Source organism: Advenella alkanexedens (assembly GCF_019132845.1).
GTDB lineage: Bacteria > Pseudomonadota > Gammaproteobacteria > Burkholderiales > Burkholderiaceae_B > Advenella > Advenella alkanexedens.
The window spans coordinates 194,247-212,111 of sequence record NZ_JAHSPR010000004.1 but is presented as its reverse complement, the minus strand read 5'-3'; the positions used below and the strand labels follow the sequence as shown (position 1 = coordinate 212,111).

Annotated in this window: 19 protein-coding genes and 2 tRNA genes; 11 read left to right on the top strand and 10 right to left on the bottom strand. The window is 47.2% G+C overall.

Annotation, left to right across the window (positions count from 1 at the left end; genetic code table 11):
• Positions 1 to 12 precede the first annotated feature (12 nt).
• The 3 genes from KU392_RS07155 to KU392_RS07145 form a co-directional block, all read right to left on the bottom strand.
• Positions 13 to 795: a UDP-2,3-diacylglucosamine diphosphatase gene (locus KU392_RS07155; protein ID WP_169295192.1), complete on the bottom strand. Its 783-nt coding sequence runs from the start codon at positions 793 to 795 to the stop codon at positions 13 to 15.
• The gene (locus KU392_RS07150) at positions 788 to 1,297 is read right to left on the bottom strand and encodes a peptidylprolyl isomerase (protein ID WP_211182384.1); all 510 of its coding nucleotides are present in this window, start codon (positions 1,295 to 1,297) and stop codon (positions 788 to 790) included. Before KU392_RS07150 ends, KU392_RS07155 begins: the two co-directional genes overlap by 8 nt.
• A gap of 119 nt (positions 1,298 to 1,416) precedes the next feature.
• Entirely contained in the window at positions 1,417 to 2,049 is a 633-nt protein-coding gene (locus tag KU392_RS07145) for a tetratricopeptide repeat protein (RefSeq protein ID WP_217734961.1), read from the bottom strand.
• A 194-nt stretch (positions 2,050 to 2,243) separates the two neighbouring features.
• Between KU392_RS07145 and cysS the strand changes: the two genes are divergently transcribed.
• The 5 genes from cysS to KU392_RS07120 are packed head-to-tail and all read left to right on the top strand — an operon-like array spanning position 2,244 to position 7,125.
• Positions 2,244 to 3,695 (top strand): cysteine--tRNA ligase, encoded by a 1,452-nt coding sequence (gene cysS, locus KU392_RS07140; RefSeq protein WP_169295189.1) that lies wholly within the window; start codon positions 2,244 to 2,246, stop codon positions 3,693 to 3,695.
• A gap of 9 nt (positions 3,696 to 3,704) precedes the next feature.
• Positions 3,705 to 4,346: a DNA-3-methyladenine glycosylase family protein gene (locus KU392_RS07135; RefSeq protein WP_217734960.1), complete on the top strand. Its 642-nt coding sequence runs from the start codon at positions 3,705 to 3,707 to the stop codon at positions 4,344 to 4,346.
• 38 nt (positions 4,347 to 4,384) lie between these two features.
• Complete coding sequence (locus KU392_RS07130) at positions 4,385 to 5,341, top strand: acetyl-CoA carboxylase carboxyltransferase subunit alpha (RefSeq protein WP_169295187.1); 957 nt, start codon at positions 4,385 to 4,387, stop codon at positions 5,339 to 5,341.
• Positions 5,322 to 6,383 carry a tRNA lysidine(34) synthetase TilS gene (tilS, locus tag KU392_RS07125; protein WP_246587363.1) on the top strand — a complete coding sequence of 354 codons (1,062 nt, stop codon included), beginning with the start codon at positions 5,322 to 5,324 and terminating at the stop codon, positions 6,381 to 6,383. Before KU392_RS07130 ends, tilS begins: the two co-directional genes overlap by 20 nt.
• 46 nt (positions 6,384 to 6,429) lie before the next feature.
• Positions 6,430 to 7,125, top strand: a complete 696-nt coding sequence (locus KU392_RS07120) for a metallophosphoesterase (protein WP_217734959.1) — start codon at positions 6,430 to 6,432, stop codon at positions 7,123 to 7,125.
• 80 nt (positions 7,126 to 7,205) lie between these two features.
• On the opposite strand, the gene KU392_RS07115 is transcribed toward KU392_RS07120, so the two are convergent.
• From KU392_RS07115 to KU392_RS07105, 3 genes are all read right to left on the bottom strand, one after another.
• Positions 7,206 to 7,544, bottom strand: coding sequence for a hypothetical protein (locus tag KU392_RS07115; RefSeq protein ID WP_217734958.1), 339 nt, complete (start codon positions 7,542 to 7,544; stop codon positions 7,206 to 7,208).
• 206 nt (positions 7,545 to 7,750) lie between these two features.
• Positions 7,751 to 7,828: transfer RNA gene (locus KU392_RS07110), tRNA-Arg, on the bottom strand.
• A 17-nt stretch (positions 7,829 to 7,845) separates the two neighbouring features.
• Positions 7,846 to 7,923: transfer RNA gene (locus tag KU392_RS07105), tRNA-Arg, on the bottom strand.
• 316 nt (positions 7,924 to 8,239) lie between these two features.
• Here KU392_RS07105 and KU392_RS07100 point away from each other — a divergent pair.
• The 3 genes from KU392_RS07100 (at position 8,240) to KU392_RS14305 (ending at position 11,128) form a co-directional block, all read left to right on the top strand.
• Entirely contained in the window at positions 8,240 to 9,454 is a 1,215-nt protein-coding gene (locus KU392_RS07100; RefSeq protein WP_217734957.1) for an MFS transporter, read from the top strand.
• Complete coding sequence (locus KU392_RS07095) at positions 9,454 to 10,152, top strand: LysR substrate-binding domain-containing protein (protein ID WP_246587362.1); 699 nt, start codon at positions 9,454 to 9,456, stop codon at positions 10,150 to 10,152. The genes KU392_RS07100 and KU392_RS07095 overlap by 1 nt, the downstream gene beginning before the upstream one ends.
• Before the next feature lie 274 nt (positions 10,153 to 10,426).
• Positions 10,427 to 11,128: a Rieske 2Fe-2S domain-containing protein gene (locus KU392_RS14305; RefSeq protein WP_169295183.1), complete on the top strand. Its 702-nt coding sequence runs from the start codon at positions 10,427 to 10,429 to the stop codon at positions 11,126 to 11,128.
• Between the two features lie 77 nt (positions 11,129 to 11,205).
• On the opposite strand, the gene KU392_RS07085 is transcribed toward KU392_RS14305, so the two are convergent.
• The 4 genes from KU392_RS07085 to KU392_RS07070 form a co-directional block, all read right to left on the bottom strand.
• Complete coding sequence (locus KU392_RS07085; protein ID WP_281421605.1) at positions 11,206 to 12,243, bottom strand: mechanosensitive ion channel family protein; 1,038 nt, start codon at positions 12,241 to 12,243, stop codon at positions 11,206 to 11,208.
• Positions 12,244 to 12,454: 211 nt separating this feature from the next.
• A complete protein-coding gene (locus tag KU392_RS07080; RefSeq protein ID WP_169295181.1) occupies positions 12,455 to 12,652 on the bottom strand; it encodes a hypothetical protein in 198 nt (65 codons plus the stop codon).
• A 208-nt stretch (positions 12,653 to 12,860) separates the two neighbouring features.
• A complete protein-coding gene (locus tag KU392_RS07075; protein ID WP_217734956.1) occupies positions 12,861 to 13,679 on the bottom strand; it encodes an enoyl-CoA hydratase/isomerase family protein in 819 nt (272 codons plus the stop codon).
• Positions 13,680 to 13,779: 100 nt separating this feature from the next.
• Positions 13,780 to 14,748, bottom strand: coding sequence for an AraC family transcriptional regulator (locus KU392_RS07070; RefSeq protein ID WP_281421607.1), 969 nt, complete (start codon positions 14,746 to 14,748; stop codon positions 13,780 to 13,782).
• 347 nt (positions 14,749 to 15,095) lie between these two features.
• Here KU392_RS07070 and KU392_RS07065 point away from each other — a divergent pair, with 347 nt between their 5' ends.
• From KU392_RS07065 to KU392_RS07055, 3 genes are read left to right on the top strand one after another with little or no spacing between them, the layout of a single operon-like run.
• Positions 15,096 to 15,923 carry an ABC transporter ATP-binding protein gene (locus tag KU392_RS07065; RefSeq protein WP_217734954.1) on the top strand — a complete coding sequence of 276 codons (828 nt, stop codon included), beginning with the start codon at positions 15,096 to 15,098 and terminating at the stop codon, positions 15,921 to 15,923.
• A gap of 8 nt (positions 15,924 to 15,931) precedes the next feature.
• The gene (locus KU392_RS07060; protein WP_217734953.1) at positions 15,932 to 16,816 is read left to right on the top strand and encodes a branched-chain amino acid ABC transporter permease; all 885 of its coding nucleotides are present in this window, start codon (positions 15,932 to 15,934) and stop codon (positions 16,814 to 16,816) included.
• A complete protein-coding gene (locus KU392_RS07055; RefSeq protein ID WP_217734952.1) occupies positions 16,816 to 17,856 on the top strand; it encodes a branched-chain amino acid ABC transporter permease in 1,041 nt (346 codons plus the stop codon). The genes KU392_RS07060 and KU392_RS07055 overlap by 1 nt, the downstream gene beginning before the upstream one ends.
• Positions 17,857 to 17,865: the final 9 nt, after the last annotated feature.

Below are 17,865 nucleotides of genomic sequence, written 5' to 3'. Positions count from 1 at the left end.
ATTGCCCCGACCTTAGGGGCTGGCAGGCCAGTCAAAGCGGTGTAAACAAACACCGTTTTTTTTTATCTCTATATAGCCACCGCGAACCGGTTCGCGGTCATATTCCCAGTCGGGCAACACCCAGCGTTCAACTATGTTGCCATGAAGTGTGCTTGTGTGATGGCCCGGCTTATGGGTGTGGCCATGGATCAGGGTATGAACCTGGGTGTTTTCAAGGAAGGCCTGTTCTATCGCGGCAGCAGAGACATCCATCATGGCGTTGTTTTTATATTGATGCGAGTTTTTGCTTTTGTTGCGAATGTGGTTGGCTATACGATGACGCAAACGGCGGGGTAGGGCAAGGAATGTGGCCTGGATAAAGCGGTTGTGCACGATTTTTCTGAATCGTAGGTAGCCCGGGTCATCGGTACAGTATTCATCTCCGTGACTGAGACGGATAGGGCCGGCTGCCGATTCTATGACAACCATGTCTGCCAGGAGGGTCGCGTTTATCTGTTGGGCCAGTTTGTGCCGGATAAGAAAATCGCGGTTGCCATGCATTAAATACAGGGGAATCCGGGTGGCTGTTTTTTCGAGTTGGCCAAGGGCCTCTTGCAGCCAGGGCTCGGGTGATTTCAGGGCGATGTCGTCACCGGCCCAGAAATCAAAAATATCCCCGACCAGTATCAGTGCATTGGCCTGGGCCCGCGCACTGTCCAGGAAAGCATAAAAAGCCTGTCTGGTCCTGGGAATATGCTCGCCCAGATGAATATCCGAGGCGAGCCAGAGGGTTCCGTCAAGCGAAAGTTTATTCAACGATGCTGGCTTTCTGGATAACCACGTCATCGACAGGGACGTCCTGGTGGAAACCACGGTTGCCGGTTTTCACGTTTTCAATCTGGTCAACGACTTCAGTGCCTTCCACGACTTTACCGAAAACGGCATAGCCCCAGCCTTGGGTGGTGGGAGCGGTGAAATTCAGGAAGTCGTTATCACGGGAGTTGATGAAAAACTGGGCCGAGGCAGAATGAGGGTCTTGGGTGCGTGCCATGGCAATGGTGTATTTGTCGTTTTTCAGACCGTTGTCGGCTTCGTTTTTGATGGGGTCACGGGTGTTTTTCTCTTTCATGCCCGGTTGCATGCCACCGCCCTGGATCATGAAGTTTTTAATGACGCGGTGAAAAATAACGTTGTCATAAAAGCCTTCCTTGACATAGCCCAGAAAGTTTTCGGCAGTCACGGGGGCTTTTTCGGTATTCAGTTCAATAACGATATCGCCGTGATTGGTTTCCAGTTTGACACGGGGTAGTGTGCTCATTGTTGATTCCTTTGTTGATAGTGAGGTTTCAGCAGCCAGTGAAACAGGCATAATTGCCAGCCCACTGAGCAATACTAGTGAACGGGCAAGCAGGCTTGCCCTGGAAAATAAATGCATGCTTAGTTTCCGTTGATGATTTGTTTGGTTGCCGCGGCCTGTTTCGCGGCACCGGCAACCCCGTTTTGTACGGCCTGGTCAAAAGAGTGGTTGGCCATGATGAGCTGAACCAGCCCCAGGTTGCGATGGGCGATACCATATTTGGGGTTGATGCCAACGGCCATTTTCAGGGATTGATAAGCCTGATCCAGTAAACCCGCTTGCAGTTGCAGGGTGGCCATATTGTTCCAGGGCTCGGCAAGCTCAGGATATTTGCTGGTCATGTCCAGGTAAACGTTAATGGCCTCGGTGGTTCTTCCAAGACCGGTCAGGGCACGCGCGCGCAAGAAACGCAGCTGCACATCGGTGCCGGGTTGTTCCATATAAGAAACCGTTGGCTGTTTTTTTTCAATTTCATTCAGGGCCTGCTGGAATTTTCCGCTGGCAATGAGTTGGTTGATGCGAAGGCTGGCCTGCACCGGTGTTTCAGGAAGCGAGGTGTCAACCGAGGGTTCAAGCTTTTTCAGCACATCGGCCAGCGCCTGCCAGCCACCATCGGGTTTGATGGCCGAGGGTTCCTGTGCAATTGCCCCATGCATGAAGAGTGAAATTGCAGCGATACCGGCCCATTTGAAAAAATTTAATCGTTGTCTCACTGATCATCCAAAAAATAATTGATCCATAAATTAAACCAGGTGCAGATATGCAGATGGAATTGCTATACTTCCGTTATTGCGTATTTTAGCCTCAGTTCAGATTAGAACGTATTAAACTCTCACTGAACCTGATTAAATTCTTCGATTAACTGCATCCGTCATGTTTGCCGGATGATTTTCTGTTTCTTTTTTCTATGCATATCTATAACTCTTTATCCCGTACGAAAGAGCCGTTCAGGACGGTTGAGCCCAATAAGGTGCGCATGTATGTATGCGGGATGACGGTGTATGACTATTGCCATCTGGGGCATGCCCGGATGCTGGTCAGCTTTGATGTCGTGCAGCGCTGGTTGCGGGAAAAGGGATACGAAGTTACCTATGTGCGTAACATTACGGATATTGACGATAAAATCATTCGCAAAGCGGTGGCCACCAATAAAACCCTGGCTGAAGTGACCGGTTTTTATACCGATGCCATGCATGCCGATGAGCGGGCCCTGGGTGTCCAGTCGCCCGATCACGAGCCTCGTGCCACTTTGCACGTGCCAGGCATGCTTGAAATCATCCAGCGTTTGCAAGACAAGGGTCTGGCCTATCAGTCTGATGATGGTGATGTCAATTTTGCTGTCCGTAAATTTGACGGTTATGGCAAATTGTCAGGCCGTTCACTGGACGATATGCGCGCGGGTGAGCGGGTGGCGGTTTCCTCCAGCAAGCAGGATCCGCTTGATTTTGTCCTGTGGAAATCAGCCAAGGAAGATGAACCCGATGACTCCAAATGGGCATCGCCTTATGGGTTCGGACGTCCAGGCTGGCATATTGAATGCTCGGCCATGAGTAAAGAATTGCTGGGCTTGCCCCTGGATATCCATGGGGGTGGTCCCGACCTGAAATTTCCTCACCATGAAAATGAGATAGCCCAGACCGAAGGTGCTTATGGCGGCAATCTGGCCAATTTCTGGATGCATTGCGGTCCTTTAATGGTGGATAACGACAAAATGTCGAAGTCTTTGGGCAATTTCCGTACCATTCGTCAAACCGTGGGTGTCCGGGAAGAGGCCAGCGAGTCGGCGGATTACGAGTGGAATTTGCGTGAAGCCGAAATGTTGCGCTTTTTTATTGTGCGCAATCATTACCGCAGTCCGCAAAACTTTACGCCTGATAACCTGTTCGATGCCCAGGCTGCCATTGATCGCATTTACCAGACGCTGAACAATGTGGGCGTGCAGGAAGCAGGTATAGACTGGTCTTCCAGTTACGCAGCCGCTTTCAAGGCTGCCATGGATGATGACTTCAATACGGCAGTGGCGGTTTCTGTGCTGTTTGAAATGGCCACCGAGGCCAATCGCCTGAAGTCCAAAGAGCTGGCGGGTCAGATCAAGGCATTGGGGGGCGTTCTGGGTTTGTTGTCACATGATCCTGAAACCTATCTGCGTTCGGTAACCCGCTATACCCGTAAAAATCCTGGGTCAGCCGATATTGACGTGCTTGGTGAAGACCAGATCAACGCCATGGTTGAACAACGCCTGCAGGCCAAAAAAGACAAGGACTTTGCCCTGGCCGACCAGATTCGTAACACGCTTAAAGAAGCTGGCGTGGAACTGGAAGATAAACCGGGCGGACTCACACAATGGCGCAGGGTATAGGGGCAAAAAATGACACAAGCAATACCCGGGCAGGCCTGCAAACCTGATTACTGGGATGAGGCGGTTAACTATTTAATGAAACGGGATCGCATTTTGCGCAAGATCATTCCCGATCATGACGGAGTCTGGCTGGCCAGCAATAAAACGCCTTTTGTTACATTGGCGCGTGCCATTGTGGGCCAACAGGTATCTGTTAATACCGCTGAAGCGACCTGGAAAAAATTTACCGCCTTGTGCGGCAGTCGTCCTGCACCGGCCAAGGTTTTGGAATATGATGTCGAGCAGCTTCGGGCTGCCGGTCTGGCAAAAAGAAAATCGGAGTACATTCTGGATTTAGCCATGCACTTCAATGAAAAGAAGGTGCATCCGGCAAAATGGTCTAAAATGAGCGATGAGGAAATTGTTGATGAGCTGTGCAGCATTCGTGGCATAGGTCGCTGGACGGCAGAAATGTTTTTAATATTCAACCTGCATAGGCCGGATGTTTTACCTTTGGATGACCCAAGGCTGTTAAAGGCAATCTCAATACATTATTTTAGTGGAGAGCCGGTATCCCGCTATGAAGCCAGAGAGGTGGCGCAAACGTGGCAACCCTGGCGAACAGTGGCAACCTGGTATTTATGGCGTAGCCAGGAATCCGTTGCCGAATAAGCCCACTTCCAGCCAGATTCATATTAAAATCAAAAACCATGAAATTTACTTTTTTAGACTTTGAAAAACCCATTGCCGAGCTTGAGCAGAAAATTGAACAACTGCGTCATGTCTCTTCAGATTCAGCTGTAGATATTTCTGAAGAAATTGGACGTTTGCAGCAAAAAAGCGAAGCGCTGACCACTAATATTTATGCCAAGCTCACCCCTTGGCAGACGGCCATGGTGGCACGTCATCCACAACGCCCTTATACGTTTGACTATATCCGTGAAATCTTTACCGATTTTCATGAACTGCATGGTGATCGCATGTTCAAGGATGACCAGGCCATTGTGGGTGGTTTGGCACGTTTTAATGGCGAAGCCTGCATGGTGATCGGTCACCAGAAAGGGCGTGACACCAAAGAGCGGGCAAGGCGTAACTTTGGCATGCCGCGTCCTGAGGGCTATCGCAAGGCATTGCGTTTGATGCGTCTGGCTGAAAAATTCAATTTGCCTGTTTTTACTTTTGTGGATACCCCGGGTGCTTATCCCGGTATTGATGCCGAAGAACGTGGTCAGTCAGAGGCCATTGGACATAACCTGTATGCCATGGCCGAACTGAAAGTGCCTATTATTGCCACTATTATTGGTGAGGGCGGTTCAGGCGGTGCTTTGGCCATTGCCGTGGGTGATGTGGTGCAAATGCTGCAGTATTCCACCTATAGTGTTATTTCTCCCGAAGGTTGTGCATCCATTTTATGGCGCAGTGCTGATAAGGCTCCTGTTGCCGCCGAGGCCCTGTCCATCACGGCCAACCGTTTGCTTGAACTGGGCCTGATCGACCGGATTGTGCCCGAGCCCGTGGGGGGGGCGCACCGTGATGTCACTGCCATGTCACGAACCCTGCGTCGTGCCTTAAGCGAGGCATTGCGTCAGGTTGCCAATGTAGATCCCCAGGAACTCATTAATAAGCGCCTGGAACGTTTGTTGTCATATGGCCGGATTCAAGAATAAACAGCCCGGTCAGTCAAAAGCGTCTTTTCTTAAAGACGCTTTTTTATCGCCCCCTCTGCATGCCTTTTTTCGTATGGCCAAACGCCAGCACATACCGGTAGTGGCGGTGGGCGTCAGTGGCGGGCCCGATTCGGCCATGTTGCTGGTTTATGCCGCACATATTGCCCGCCAATATCAGGTAAAGGTTCAGGGGGTGCACGTACACCATGGTTTGCAGGCGATTGCCGATCAATGGGTCTTGCATACGCGGGCGCTGGCTAAAATGCTAGAGGTGGATTGCAGCATTGAATATGTCAGGGTAGATGCGGCATCAGGCCTGGGTACAGAAGCCGCAGCCAGAAATGCACGCTACCGGGCTTATGAGGACTTTTCGGCCAGAACCGGTATCCGTCATTTTTTGTTGGCTCACCATCTTTATGACCAGACGGAAACTGTTTTGCTTCGTTTGTTGCGGGGCGCCGGTGTGCAGGGGATGGCGGCTATGGGTGCACATACGCAAAGGGGGGCGTTGCATTTTTATCGCCCCTGGCTGGAAGTGAGTCGTCAGAACATTCTGGACGCGGCCGAACAATTTGCCTTGGAAACCGGCTGGCAGGCCGTGCACGACCCTACCAATCTGGACCCTAAATATACCCGTGCCGCCGTGCGTGAAATGCTGGTGCCCGCGCTTGATGAGCGCTGGCCAGGATGGCGTAAAAATCTGGCCCGGCACAGTCGCTTAATGGCGGAAAACACCTTGTTGTTAAAGGATCTGGCGCAATATGATTATGCAATGCTGGATGCCGATAGTGATAATCGCAGTTTTTCTTTAAGAAAATGGCGTGAGTTGCCCGAGCATCGACAAGCTAATTTGCTACGTTATTGGCTTGATCTGCAAAATATCGCCATGCCAACCGAAGCACGGCTCGGCGAGTGGATAAAGCAGCTGCGTCAGCTTCACCAAATGGGGTCTGATCGTAACCTGCGGTTAAAACATGGCAATTATGAGGTACGTGTGCTTAATGGCCGGGTTGTCATGGTTCCTGGCCAGTCAAAGGATTAAAATGAAACCTGGCTTTTCGTTAATATAAATACGGTCGTCAAGTTTCATGCCATTCCCTTCGTTCAAGTCTTTTCCTTTAAATACCCTTGGTCGTGATTTTGCGGTAGGTGATATCCACGGCATGTATAGCCTGCTGGAACAAAAACTGGCAGCTGTTAATTTCAATCCACAAAAAGATCGCCTGTTTTCGGTGGGTGACCTGGTGAACCGGGGCCCGGAATCGTCCCGTGTCATGTCTTTTCTGGAACAACCCTGGTTTCATGCCATCAAGGGTAATCATGAAGATATCGCGATACGTTCGGCGACAGATCCGGATTATATGGATTTGATGTTAAGAATCGGTGGTGCCTGGTTAATGGATAAACCCCCAAAAGAACAGGCCAGGATTCGGCAGGTTTTTGATGCTTTGCCTTTGGCAATCCAGGTGCAAACGCTGGCCGGAAAGGTTGGTCTGGTTCATGCCGAGTGCCCGTTGGACTCCTGGGATGACATGATTTTTCTGCTGAAAGAAGGCAAGCAGGATGCCTTGCATCTGGAAGAAAAGCTGTGCTGGTCCAGAAGGCGCTTTAAAGAACGGGATGAAACTCCCATACAGGGCGTGCGTGCCTTGGTGGTTGGGCATAACGTGGTTGAAGGCATGCAGATCATGGGCAATACCTACTACATCGAAACCGGTGCTTTCCTGCTGGACAGGGAGCATGGCATGACCTTGCTGGATTTGACGACTTTGAAGCCCTTATGAGACGTCCTGTGTCAGGACAAGCAAGCGATTTCCTGGTGCTGTCCTGCCACAGGTGTTTTTGAAACCGGCCTGAGTTCAAATCAGTTTTTCAGACATTGCTGGCTGATTTTTGTAAAAACCTCATCCAGTTTTTTGCGTTCCGGACTTTGATCATTCTTGGCAATCATTTCTTCGTAAAGCTTCATTTTTTCCAGGGGCAGTGCTTTCTCGGTTTCTTTGGTGAAGCATTCACAAATAGTACGGCCTTGCTCTTCGGAGTATTGCGTTGTGCTTGACGATGCATAGCTCCTGATACATTCATTGGTCATATTGGCCTTGACTTCCTCGGGGTAGGGCGTAAATTCAGCTTTTTTGTCACAGCCGACCAATGCTGCTGCACTTGCCAAAACCAGGCTTAATAAAATCCGTTCTGTTCGCATGATGTCTCTTTTTGGGTTGTTTCAGATAAAAGAAGTGTAATCCATTGTTTGCGAACCGACTATTATTTGTGTGTGCGCTTGATATTGCTTTGTAATTTATGGCGGGAGAAGCAGGTGTTTGCATTGTCTGCAGCTTGAGAATGCCCTGGAAGAAAAATCAGGCAATAAAAAAAGCCACTTCAAATGAAGTGGCTTTTTAGAAAAACTGGCGCGCCCGGCAGGATTTGAACCCACGACCCCTTGGTTCGTAGCCAAGTACTCTAATCCAACTGAGCTACGGGCGCATTTACTTAAAGATTGTTGGCGCGCCCGGCAGGATTTGAACCCACGACCCCTTGGTTCGTAGCCAAGTACTCTAATCCAACTGAGCTACGGGCGCATCTTTAAAGAAAGCTATTATGACTAATATCTAAAGATTAGGCAAGCAATTTATGTGGGGAATAAGAAATAATAGGGGGAATGATGCTTTTTTGTATGAGAGGGCTTCTTTTTGTTTTATTTTTACAACGAATTAAAAAAAACGGTACGTGACTGGAAATTGGTGAATTTGCCTATCAATAGTGCTTAATAGCGTTTCCGTCCTGTTTTGCCGGGTATTCTTGTCAATGTCACGGGTGACACATACAATGACAGCTATTGCAATGCACAAAATCTCGTTGTGCCATCTCAAAATTTAATCCAACAACTCAATAGTAATGCAAACCCTTCCCTTGAAACAATTAAGATTGATGCTGGCTTTTCTGTTAACCGGTTTCATTCTCAGTCAGGCATATCGAACCATTGGTGGTGTGCTTTCAGTTCCCCTTAAAAACGAATTTCAGCTTGATAATGAAACCCTGAGCAGTATAGTCGGTTCATTTCACCTTACTTTTGGCAGCCTGCAATTGCTGATTGGTATTTGGGTTGACTGCTTTGGTATTCGCAGAACGATTCTTTCTTTTGCTCCCTTCACCGTTATTGGTGCCATCTTGTCTGGCATGGCCACCTCCCCCGGGATGCTGCTGCTGGGCCAGATATTGCTGGGTCTGGGCTGTGCGCCGGCATTTTTGGTTTGTATTGTGCTTATTTCCAGAAATTTTCCGGCCCAGAAATTTGCACCCATGTATGGTATTGCACTCGGCTTGGGCAGTCTCGGGTTGATATTTACCTCTACCCCTGTAGCCATGATTAGTGAGGCGTTTGGCTGGCGCGCCTGTTTTTATGTGTTGGCAGCGGCCAGTTTTCTGTCGTGGCTGTTGATTTATTTTACGGTCAGGGATATTGACGACAGTATTGATTTTTCTTTGAGCTTTAAACAAAAAATGCAGAATGCGTGGCAGGCTGTCTCTGGCTATAAAGTGCTGTTTAAAATGAGGCACACCTGGGGTATTTTTTCATTGCTGTTTGTTTGTTATGCCGCTTTTCTTACCCTGCGTGGCTTGTGGCTGGGGCCTTTGCTGGTAGAGCGTTTCGGGCAAAGTCTGGTATTTGCCGGAAACCTGGCACTGGCGCTGTCAATTCTGTCATTGTTCAGTCCTTCGCTTTTTGGGCGTCTTGATCCGGGTACAGGTAATCGTTACCGGTTCTTGTGCTTTATTCCATGGATCATGGTCATTGGCTTTATCGTGCTGGCTTTCAGCACTTCGCTGTGGATGAGTGTGGCCTGTACCGTTGTGATTGCCATTGTCAACAGCTGCAGTGTCTGGCAGGTGGCTGATATCCGTGATATCTACCCCAAGGAAATGCAGGGCAGGGCCCTGGCCTTGGGCAACAGTGCCTTCTTTTTAGGGGTGTCATTCATGCAGTCCCTGTCAGGTAATGCGCATTCCATTTTGAACATTAATGGCCTGGATGTTTTTGCTTCGGTTTTCCTGATGTGTGCGCTTGTGATGACAGGTGGCATTGTCGGGTATATTCTATTGCGAAGATAATGATTAATTTTCTGAAGTCGGAATTCAGGATCAGGAGACCGTTTTATGAGATTAACCAGGCTTTAAGCGAATTGCGCATGCCGCATGGTAAAAGCCGTATTAATCTGTCTTTGCGGCCATTTGTCTCCAGTATGTGGTTTACCCGGCAATTAAGTGATTTGTGGTCGAAACATCCAGAGATTGAAATCAATCTGATACACAGTTTGCAGGCACCGGATTTTTTTCGTGACAACATTAACTTTGCCATTGTGTGGGGCAAGCAGGGAGATTGGCCTCATTTAAATACCTTGCGGATCATTCCCGGTAATCTTACGCCGGTGTGTTCTCCTTCTTATTTACAGGAACATGGCAATATCGAGACGGCGATTGATTTAAACCGGCATATCCTGATTCATGAAGAAAACCATTTGGGTTGGCAGCAATGGTTTTTAAAAGCAACCGGAAAGGAAATGACGGCCATTAAGGGGTTTCATATTGATGACACGAATGTACGCATGAATGCGGTGTTGAATGGTCAGGGAATAATGCTGGGCTGTCCTGTGTTGTTGCGTCCATTAATGGAGAAAAAAGAAATTGTCCAGTTGTTTGACGTGTATCTGGATGAGTACGCCTATTTTCTGGCCTATCCCACAAAGGCCAATTTAAGTCGCCAGGAGCGGGAATTCATTGATTGGGTGGCCTCGATCGCGATAACGTGAAGATATCCTCACACCAGATTTTTTCATGACTTTACGCCTGCCATTTTGCAGGCGTTTTTGTTTTTTCTGTCGTCTGCTACCCGAAATTAAATGGCATCATTTTGGCGTCAGAGGCTGCATATTGGCTCTCAGGTAAAGTACCCATCTTTAAAAAAATTCATCTATCCATCAAATTTGCTCAATTTTCAAGATTGCATATCTGTCGCATGATTACTGTCAATTGAATAAAAAAACCATTGAATGGTGTTTACATGAATTTAAAGGAGACACAAAGATGAATACTGCCGTACGTTCACCCATTGCTATTGAAGAGTTTGATCAAAGCTATTTCCAGCATGAGACGGATGAAGTGTATGCTTTGCCGCCTGCCTGCTTCACCTCGGAAGCGTTTTTTCAGTTTGAAATGAATGCGGTATGGAAAAAGCAGTGGTTCTGTGTGGGGCGGGCCAGTGATATTCCCAAGGCCGGTGATTTCTTTACCTTTGAGGTGGGCGATGATGCGCTGTTTGCCATCCGTACCCGTGAAGGCAAGATCAACGTGTTGTCAAACGTGTGCCGTCATCGCAATATGCTGCTCTTGGAAGGCGCTGGCAATGCACGTCGGATCAGCTGTCCTTTGCATGCCTGGGTCTATAACATGGAAGGAGAGCTGGTCTCTGCTCCTGGCCTGAAAGTGCTGCGCCATACCGACTATGAATCGGGCAGATTCACCAATGTTTTTTTAAGTTTTAATGAGAATACCGAGTCCAGTCTTGAGTTGACGTATAACTGGGATCAGAAAGATCCTTATGAAAAGGGTCAGGCTTTTGGGCACCTGGCATTGATGGTGAATGATATTCATGAAGCCGTGGACAAACTGGCTCACTCCGGTGTCAGAATCAAGACGCCACCCAAAAAAATGAATCATGGGCAACGCATTATTGCGTTTGTGTTGGATCCGGATGATTATTTGATTGAGTTGATTGAGCCGATTTAATTGATCGAGCTGGTTTAATTCAGTGTTTTCGGGGCTTGGGTTGGATATTAAAAAGGTGAGCCCCCTCTTTGGCCGTATCAACTGGCCTCTTTTTTGATATAAATGGTACGGGACGGGAAGGCAAAGTCGCAGCCGTGCCCATGGACAATATCGACGATTTTCAAGTAAACGTCTTCTTGAATGTCCAGCCACTCAGCCCATTTAACCGTTTTGGTGAAGCAATACACCATGATATTCAACGAAGAGCTGTCAAACTGGTTGAAATTCACCAGCAGCGTCTGGCTGTTGTCGATTCCGTCGTGCTGTTGCAGCATAGTCCGGATATCGTTAACAATGACAGCTACTTTATTGGCATCTTCATAACGCAGACCAATTTCTGTCTCGATGCGGCGATTGGTCATGCGCCCCGGGTTTTCTACAATGATTGTGGAAAAAACCGAATTCGGCACGTACAGGGGCCGATTATCGAAAGTAATAATTTTAGTCAGTCTCCATCCGATCTCGGCTACCGTGCCTTCGATGCTCCTGTCAGGCGAGCATACCCAGTCGCCAATATTGAATGGCCGGTCAAAGTACAGCATGATGCCTGAGAAAAAATTGCTTAAGATATCTTTTCCCGCCAGGCCAATGGCAAGGCCACCGATACCGCCAAAGGCCATAAGGCCAGACATGCTCATGCCGAAATGCTCACCAAATAGCAACATGATGACAACGAAAGTCGCCAGCTTCAAGACACGCGATATCATGCGTGATGAAGTCTGATCCTTACCCTTCTGGATCTGGTTGTGTTCTAGGCGATTGATCAGCAAGAATAGTTCCCGCATAATAATCAGTACAATCATCAGGGTTGCCAAAAACTCCACATCCTTGGTGGAAACATACTTCCAGTGAAATTCCGCAATAGCCATTTGTGTGTATTGTTTCACGACTAGTACGAAGGCGCACCGCACAGCAACCTGCATCAGGTGAAAAATGATGCTGCGTTTTAATTGGCGATGACGATGGGAGTAAAAACGCAGGCCGATGGAAAGCAGCAGGCAGACAAGTGCCAACACAGCACCAACAGCATACTGGATGAGAATATCTTCTGAAAAGTTCAAATTAAGTATGCCCATTTTTTTTCCAGGAAATAGAATTCTGAAATTATATATAAGCTTTTAATAATTATTGAAATTAACATAAAGCCCTGAACTTATGGTTATTACTCCCCTATGGATAAATTAATACCCGGAAGAATAATACTCGGAAGATATTTTCGTTACTGAAGGCAGGGGCAGGGGCAGGGCTGGGATGCAAGTTATCCCACCAGGGTAAAAAGTATATCTATTAATTTAGCGCTTCATTGGCCGCTTCTTCTGGTGTTAATCCTTCGTAGAATTGGTCTGTAAACCACTCGGCATTCTCTTCGATGTAGTCCTGAGCTTCGCGCGGGGTTGCTCCCGCCTTTACCAAAAAGCCTTCCACTTCAATACACCATTCAATGAGTGCCACTTCGTCCGGATCGGGCGTGTTTTTCTTGCTCATGTTTTTCCTTTGTTTGAGACTACATCATGTTATTGGGCGCCACATTGTCCAGGAACGCTGTTGGATAGGGATTTATAGCATAAAAAATATAGCATAAAAAAAGCCCTTGAAATAAATTCAAGGGCTTTTCAGTATCTCTGGCGCAGATGGTGCTCTTCATCATTGCTTCTCGTGGATAAGGCTTAAAATCTCATGTCACAGTCAATCATTAGGAAAAAGACGCTTTGCGTTTTTGTGTGAAAGCAAAAATACCTTCTTGTACATCCTCCTCACCCGCACTCTCAATAATGAAGCGACGTTCCTGTGCTAAATGATTTTCCAATGTTCTTTGGGTAAAAGTGTGATCGAGTAAGCGCTTTACCCTTGATATTGCTTTTGATGGACCGTTCTGTAGCATCTTGAGCAAGGCATGCGCTTGTGTCATTAATTCAGAGTCTGGGTATATTTCATCAACGATTCCCAGACGTAAGCACATTTGAGCATCCAAGGTTGTATTTGAGATAAACAATTGTTTGGCTTTATATACACCCACACGATTAGCCAATAACCAGGAACTGCCTGCATCGGGTGATAATCCAATAGCCGTATAGCCACAACGCAATTTCATCGACTCTGCTGCCAGTACAAAATCAGCCAGCAGGGCTAAGCCGATACCCGCACCACCCACAGCGCCATTCAGGGTAGATACAATAGGAATGCCAGAGTCCGTTAGTTTCAAAATCGTATTATTCAAGGGTGTAACGAGCGAATCAACATAGGCAGGCAGATTTGCCTGTTCTTCTATAAATGCACGTATATCACCGCCCACACAAAAATTTTTCCCGGCGCCTGTCAGTAAAATGGCCCTTACCGACGCAGTATTCAAAATTTCATTTATTGCATCAGCAAATAATGTAACCATGTCAAGGTTGAGCGCATTCCCATGATCTGCCCTGTTTAGCGTAATGGTGGCAATACCGGCATTAATACTAAAATGAAGTGCTTTAATATCCGAATGATGATTGTTGTTAAGGTCTAAGGTGCCCATTTTATCTCCAGAAAAGGTTTGATCTGATCTTGATGTGCACTGGCAAAATACGTTTTTTCCAGTGAAGGCGTTTTCAATTAAGTTGATATATATTCAAAGACTAAATTTGCAAAATGGTCTGTTTGCGATAGGCACCAGGTGTACTGCCTGTCCACATTTTAAAAGCGCGATTGAAGGCGGCAGGATCCTCAAAGCCCAGCTTATTACCAATAGTGGCAATGGGTGTATCGGTTTTATTTAATAAATCGATGGCGATATCCCGTCGTAGTTTGTCCTTGGTTTTCTGAAAGGTCGTGCCTTCAGAGGCAAGATGCCTTGCAAGCGTACGGGGCGAAATATGCTGAATCAGGGCGACATCATTGATGGTTACATTTTCATGTAACCGGTTTTGCAAGTAGTGACGTAGTTGGTGGGTATAGGGTCTGTCATTGGGTGAAAAATAAAACCAGTTAAGGGGTGCGTTACGGATGAACTCATTTAGCTCAGATTGATCTTGACGAATGGGCTCATGCAAATAAACAGGATCCATATACAGGGCCGTTTCATTTTGATTGAATGTTACCGGACCAGGATAGAGCTGTTCGTATTCAGCAGCATGACCGGGTTTGCTAAAGGGAAAGGCGATGGATACGAAGGGTATTTTGCGTCTTATAAGCCAGGATGAGACTCCTTGTACAAGCATCAGTAGCAGCTCAAGCGCCCATGTGCGCGTAGGTCCTAAATTATTCTTTTCTTCCAGCTCTATTTTAATGAGACCGTTTGGGCACGTTCTGACTTTGTATTCAACATCGTCATTGACCAAGTGGAAAAAATTACGGAACCGGTTAAGCGCCACACCAAGGTCTGGGGCGTCCAGCATAATCATACATAAATATTTAAGCGTTCCATTACGCAGTGGGCGTGAGAAAAGACCAGGCGTTTCATCGTTAAGCTCGATTGCCAAAACACGATATAGTTGAGCAAATTTGCTCATGGTTATACGTGTTCCTTCAAGCTCCAAAAGGGCGGGAGATAGTCCTGTTTTGGTAATCCATTTTTCATTATATGTTGAATGCCTGGATGCCCCCATTAATAAGACATTAATAAAACGGACAGAAATTGTTTGGGCTTCCATGGGTTATCACCTTGATTTATGCAGTTTCTGCGTCTTGATATATAAACATGGGGTAGATAAAGAACAGGATACACGACAAGGTGACTGGATTTATTTTACATACAAAATACTTAGGGTAAACACATAGGGTGGCTGGAAGGTGGCAGCTTTTGCATAGTTTTAGTCTTTTTCTGTCATTTGAAAATATAAATTACTGTCCTAAAATGAATCACATAACTTAATCAGATAAGCAATAAATTCAGACAAAAAAATAGAATAAGTCGGTATTAAAAAAACATATAACGGTTACGAGAGGAGACATCGTGAAGCAAACTGTTATTGAGCCGTTGCTAACGCTTGGCAATATTACGCTCGCCTTTGGCGGCGTAAAAGCATTAACTGATGTGGGTTTTAACGTTGTACCAAATACCATCACGACAGTGATTGGTCCTAATGGTGCCGGTAAAACCTCGTTGTTCAATACTATTTCCGGTTTTTATAAACCACAGGCAGGTGAAATATTCTTTGAAGGCAAGAACATCACCTCGACCCCCGCACCAGAGCGTGCACGTTTAGGTTTGGCACGAAGCTTCCAGAATATTGCCCTGTTTCGCGGCATGACCGTATTGGACAATATCAAGTTGGGACGCCATGCGCATTTGCGCACCAATGTTTTAGATTCTTTTCTCTATGTAGGTCGTGCAAGACGTGAAGAATTAGAGCTGCGCCGTGAGGTTGAGGAGCGCATCATCGACTTCCTTGAAATTGATCATATAAGGCATCACCCTGTTTCAGCCCTGTCCTACGGTTTACAAAAACGCGTGGAAATGGCAAGGGCACTGGCCATCCAGCCCAAGATTCTTATGCTGGATGAGCCCGTTGCGGGTATGAACCGCGAAGAAACTGAAGACATGGCGCGTTTTATTTTAGATGTGCGCCAAGAGTGGGGTATTACCGTGTTAATGGTCGAACACGATATGGGTATGGTTATGGATTTATCCGACCATGTGGTGGTGCTTAATTTCGGTCAGGTGATTGCGGATGGCACACCTGAAGAAATACAGCAAAACCCGGAAGTCATACGTGCCTATCTCGGATCGGGCGATGTAGCCGATTTGCGTCAGCGTTTGCGCCAACCCATCACACAGTAGGTGGAACAATGGATTTTGATTGGCTCTTTTTTGTGGAAATCAGTTTGGGCGGGCTTGGTACAGGGGGCCTTTATGCGCTAACTGCCCTGGCCTTTGTCATCATTTTCAAAAGCACGGGTGTGGTTAACCTGGCGATTGGCGAAATGTTGATGGTTGGCGCTTATTTGGTTTATGGGCTGGCCACCGGTTTCGGTCTGCCAATTTGGCTGGCAATCATCGTTGGTGTCCTTGGCAGTGGCCTGGCGGGTGGGGTTATCGAACGGTTGGCGATTAGGCCCATGGTGGGAGAATCACCTATCTCAACCTTTATGATTACCGTGGGTTTGGCCTCTGTACTTGTGGGGGCCGTCGAGTTGATCTGGACGGCAGATCAACGACGTATGCCACCCATTATGCCCGATGAAGCCATATTTATCGGAGAGGCGTTTGTTTCTTCCAAAGTGTTTTATGGTTTTTTTGTGACCCTCATCCTGATCTCTTTAGGGTTACTGGTGTTTAGGTTTTGGCGTGGTGGTGTGGCGTTACGGGCGACCGCTTTTGACCAAGGGGCTGCTTACTCAATGGGTATTAATGTGCCTCGCGTTTTTTCGCTTTCCTGGGTTATTGGGGCCATGATTGCGACCGTGGCCGGCGTGATTGTCGGCGCTATTGGCGGTATCTCACCTTCTATGGGCATCTTTGGTTTGTCAGTACTGGTGGTTGTGATTGCGGGTGGCCTTGATAGCGTGCTTGGGGCATTAGTCGCTGGTATAGCCATCGGGCTTATAGAGGCGTGGGCAAGCGGTTTTTTAGGAGGTGAGTATAAAGTTGTTGTCACTTTCCTGATACTAATAATTGTACTGATGATCAGACCTTATGGCCTGTTTGGTACCCGTGAAATCGAGAGGTTGTAATGCGTATAGGAACGGCAAAATTTAGTTATAAACATGACGAAGCTTTATTTGACAGTCGTACACAATATGCGTGGTTGTTGGTATTGGCTTGCAGCCTGGTTGTATTTCCCTTCATTGCCAATGAGTATTGGCTATACCTGGCGTGTTTGGTGATGATTAATATCGTTAGCGCCACGGGCCTGAATATCCTTACTGGCTACACAGGCCTGGTCAGTCTGGGACAGGCGGCGTTTATGGGTATTGGTGCGTATGCGGTTGCCTATATGGATAACCATCTTGGTACACCCGTTATCTTTAATTTATTGATGGCAGGTGGCATCACGATGTTGGGCGGGGTTGTGGTTGGCATTCCATCGTTAAGGGTAAAAGGCCTTTACCTTGCCATTGCGACGATTGCCGCATCAATGATATTGCATTTTATTTTTGCCAATTGGAGTTCTGTCACGGGGGGTACGGCAGGTCTAACGGTAGCGCCACCGGTGCTGTTTGGTTTTTCCCTGAACACCTCTTTCCTGTTTTATTGGATGGTGGTGCCCGTTATGGTGGTGATGTTATTGGGTGCAGCGAATCTGTTTCGCACACGCATCGGCAGGGCATTTATCGCAATTCGTGATCGTGATATTTCAGCAGAGGTGCTTGGCATACCATTGTTACGTTATAAGCTTTTGTCATTTGGCCTGTCTTCTTTCTATGCCGGTGTGGCAGGTGGCTTATGGGCGTATTTCTTTCGTATCGTTACGCCCGAGAGTTTTCCTTTAAGTATGTCCATCTTCTTTTTAACCGCCATTATTGTGGGAGGTATGGGTTCTATCCTGGGAAGTATTCTGGGGGCTGTTTTTGTGACGATGATACCCGAGGCTCTCAAGCTCATCGTAGGGTGGTTGCCGGTCTCGGCAGATGCAACCCTTATTTTATCGCCCGTACGTACGATCGTATTTGGTCTGTTAATTATAGGGTTTTTAATTTTAGAACCGCTGGGTCTTCAGGAAATCTGGCAGCGGATACGACGTTTTTTTCACTTATGGCCTTTTAAATCATAAACGTTATAA

Excerpts from the sequence above, each read along its gene's own strand:
- KU392_RS07075 (WP_217734956.1), bottom strand. The coding sequence starts at position 13,679 with ATGGGCACCTTAGACCTTAACAACAATCATCATTCGGATATTAAAGCA.
- KU392_RS07095 (WP_246587362.1), top strand. The coding sequence starts at position 9,454 with ATGATTAATTTTCTGAAGTCGGAATTCAGGATCAGGAGACCGTTTTAT.
- KU392_RS07135 (WP_217734960.1), top strand. The coding sequence starts at position 3,705 with ATGACACAAGCAATACCCGGGCAGGCCTGCAAACCTGATTACTGGGAT.
- cysS (WP_169295189.1), top strand. The coding sequence starts at position 2,244 with ATGCATATCTATAACTCTTTATCCCGTACGAAAGAGCCGTTCAGGACG.
- KU392_RS14305 (WP_169295183.1), top strand. The coding sequence starts at position 10,427 with ATGAATACTGCCGTACGTTCACCCATTGCTATTGAAGAGTTTGATCAA.
- KU392_RS07055 (WP_217734952.1), top strand. The coding sequence starts at position 16,816 with ATGCGTATAGGAACGGCAAAATTTAGTTATAAACATGACGAAGCTTTA.
- KU392_RS07150 (WP_211182384.1), bottom strand. The coding sequence starts at position 1,297 with ATGAGCACACTACCCCGTGTCAAACTGGAAACCAATCACGGCGATATC.
- KU392_RS07085 (WP_281421605.1), bottom strand. The coding sequence starts at position 12,243 with ATGGGCATACTTAATTTGAACTTTTCAGAAGATATTCTCATCCAGTAT.
- KU392_RS07060 (WP_217734953.1), top strand. The coding sequence starts at position 15,932 with ATGGATTTTGATTGGCTCTTTTTTGTGGAAATCAGTTTGGGCGGGCTT.
- KU392_RS07070 (WP_281421607.1), bottom strand. The coding sequence starts at position 14,748 with ATGGGGGCATCCAGGCATTCAACATATAATGAAAAATGGATTACCAAA.
- KU392_RS07130 (WP_169295187.1), top strand. The coding sequence starts at position 4,385 with ATGAAATTTACTTTTTTAGACTTTGAAAAACCCATTGCCGAGCTTGAG.
- KU392_RS07080 (WP_169295181.1), bottom strand. The coding sequence starts at position 12,652 with ATGAGCAAGAAAAACACGCCCGATCCGGACGAAGTGGCACTCATTGAA.
- KU392_RS07120 (WP_217734959.1), top strand. The coding sequence starts at position 6,430 with ATGCCATTCCCTTCGTTCAAGTCTTTTCCTTTAAATACCCTTGGTCGT.
- tilS (WP_246587363.1), top strand. The coding sequence starts at position 5,322 with ATGGCCGGATTCAAGAATAAACAGCCCGGTCAGTCAAAAGCGTCTTTT.
- KU392_RS07115 (WP_217734958.1), bottom strand. The coding sequence starts at position 7,544 with ATGCGAACAGAACGGATTTTATTAAGCCTGGTTTTGGCAAGTGCAGCA.
- KU392_RS07100 (WP_217734957.1), top strand. The coding sequence starts at position 8,240 with ATGCAAACCCTTCCCTTGAAACAATTAAGATTGATGCTGGCTTTTCTG.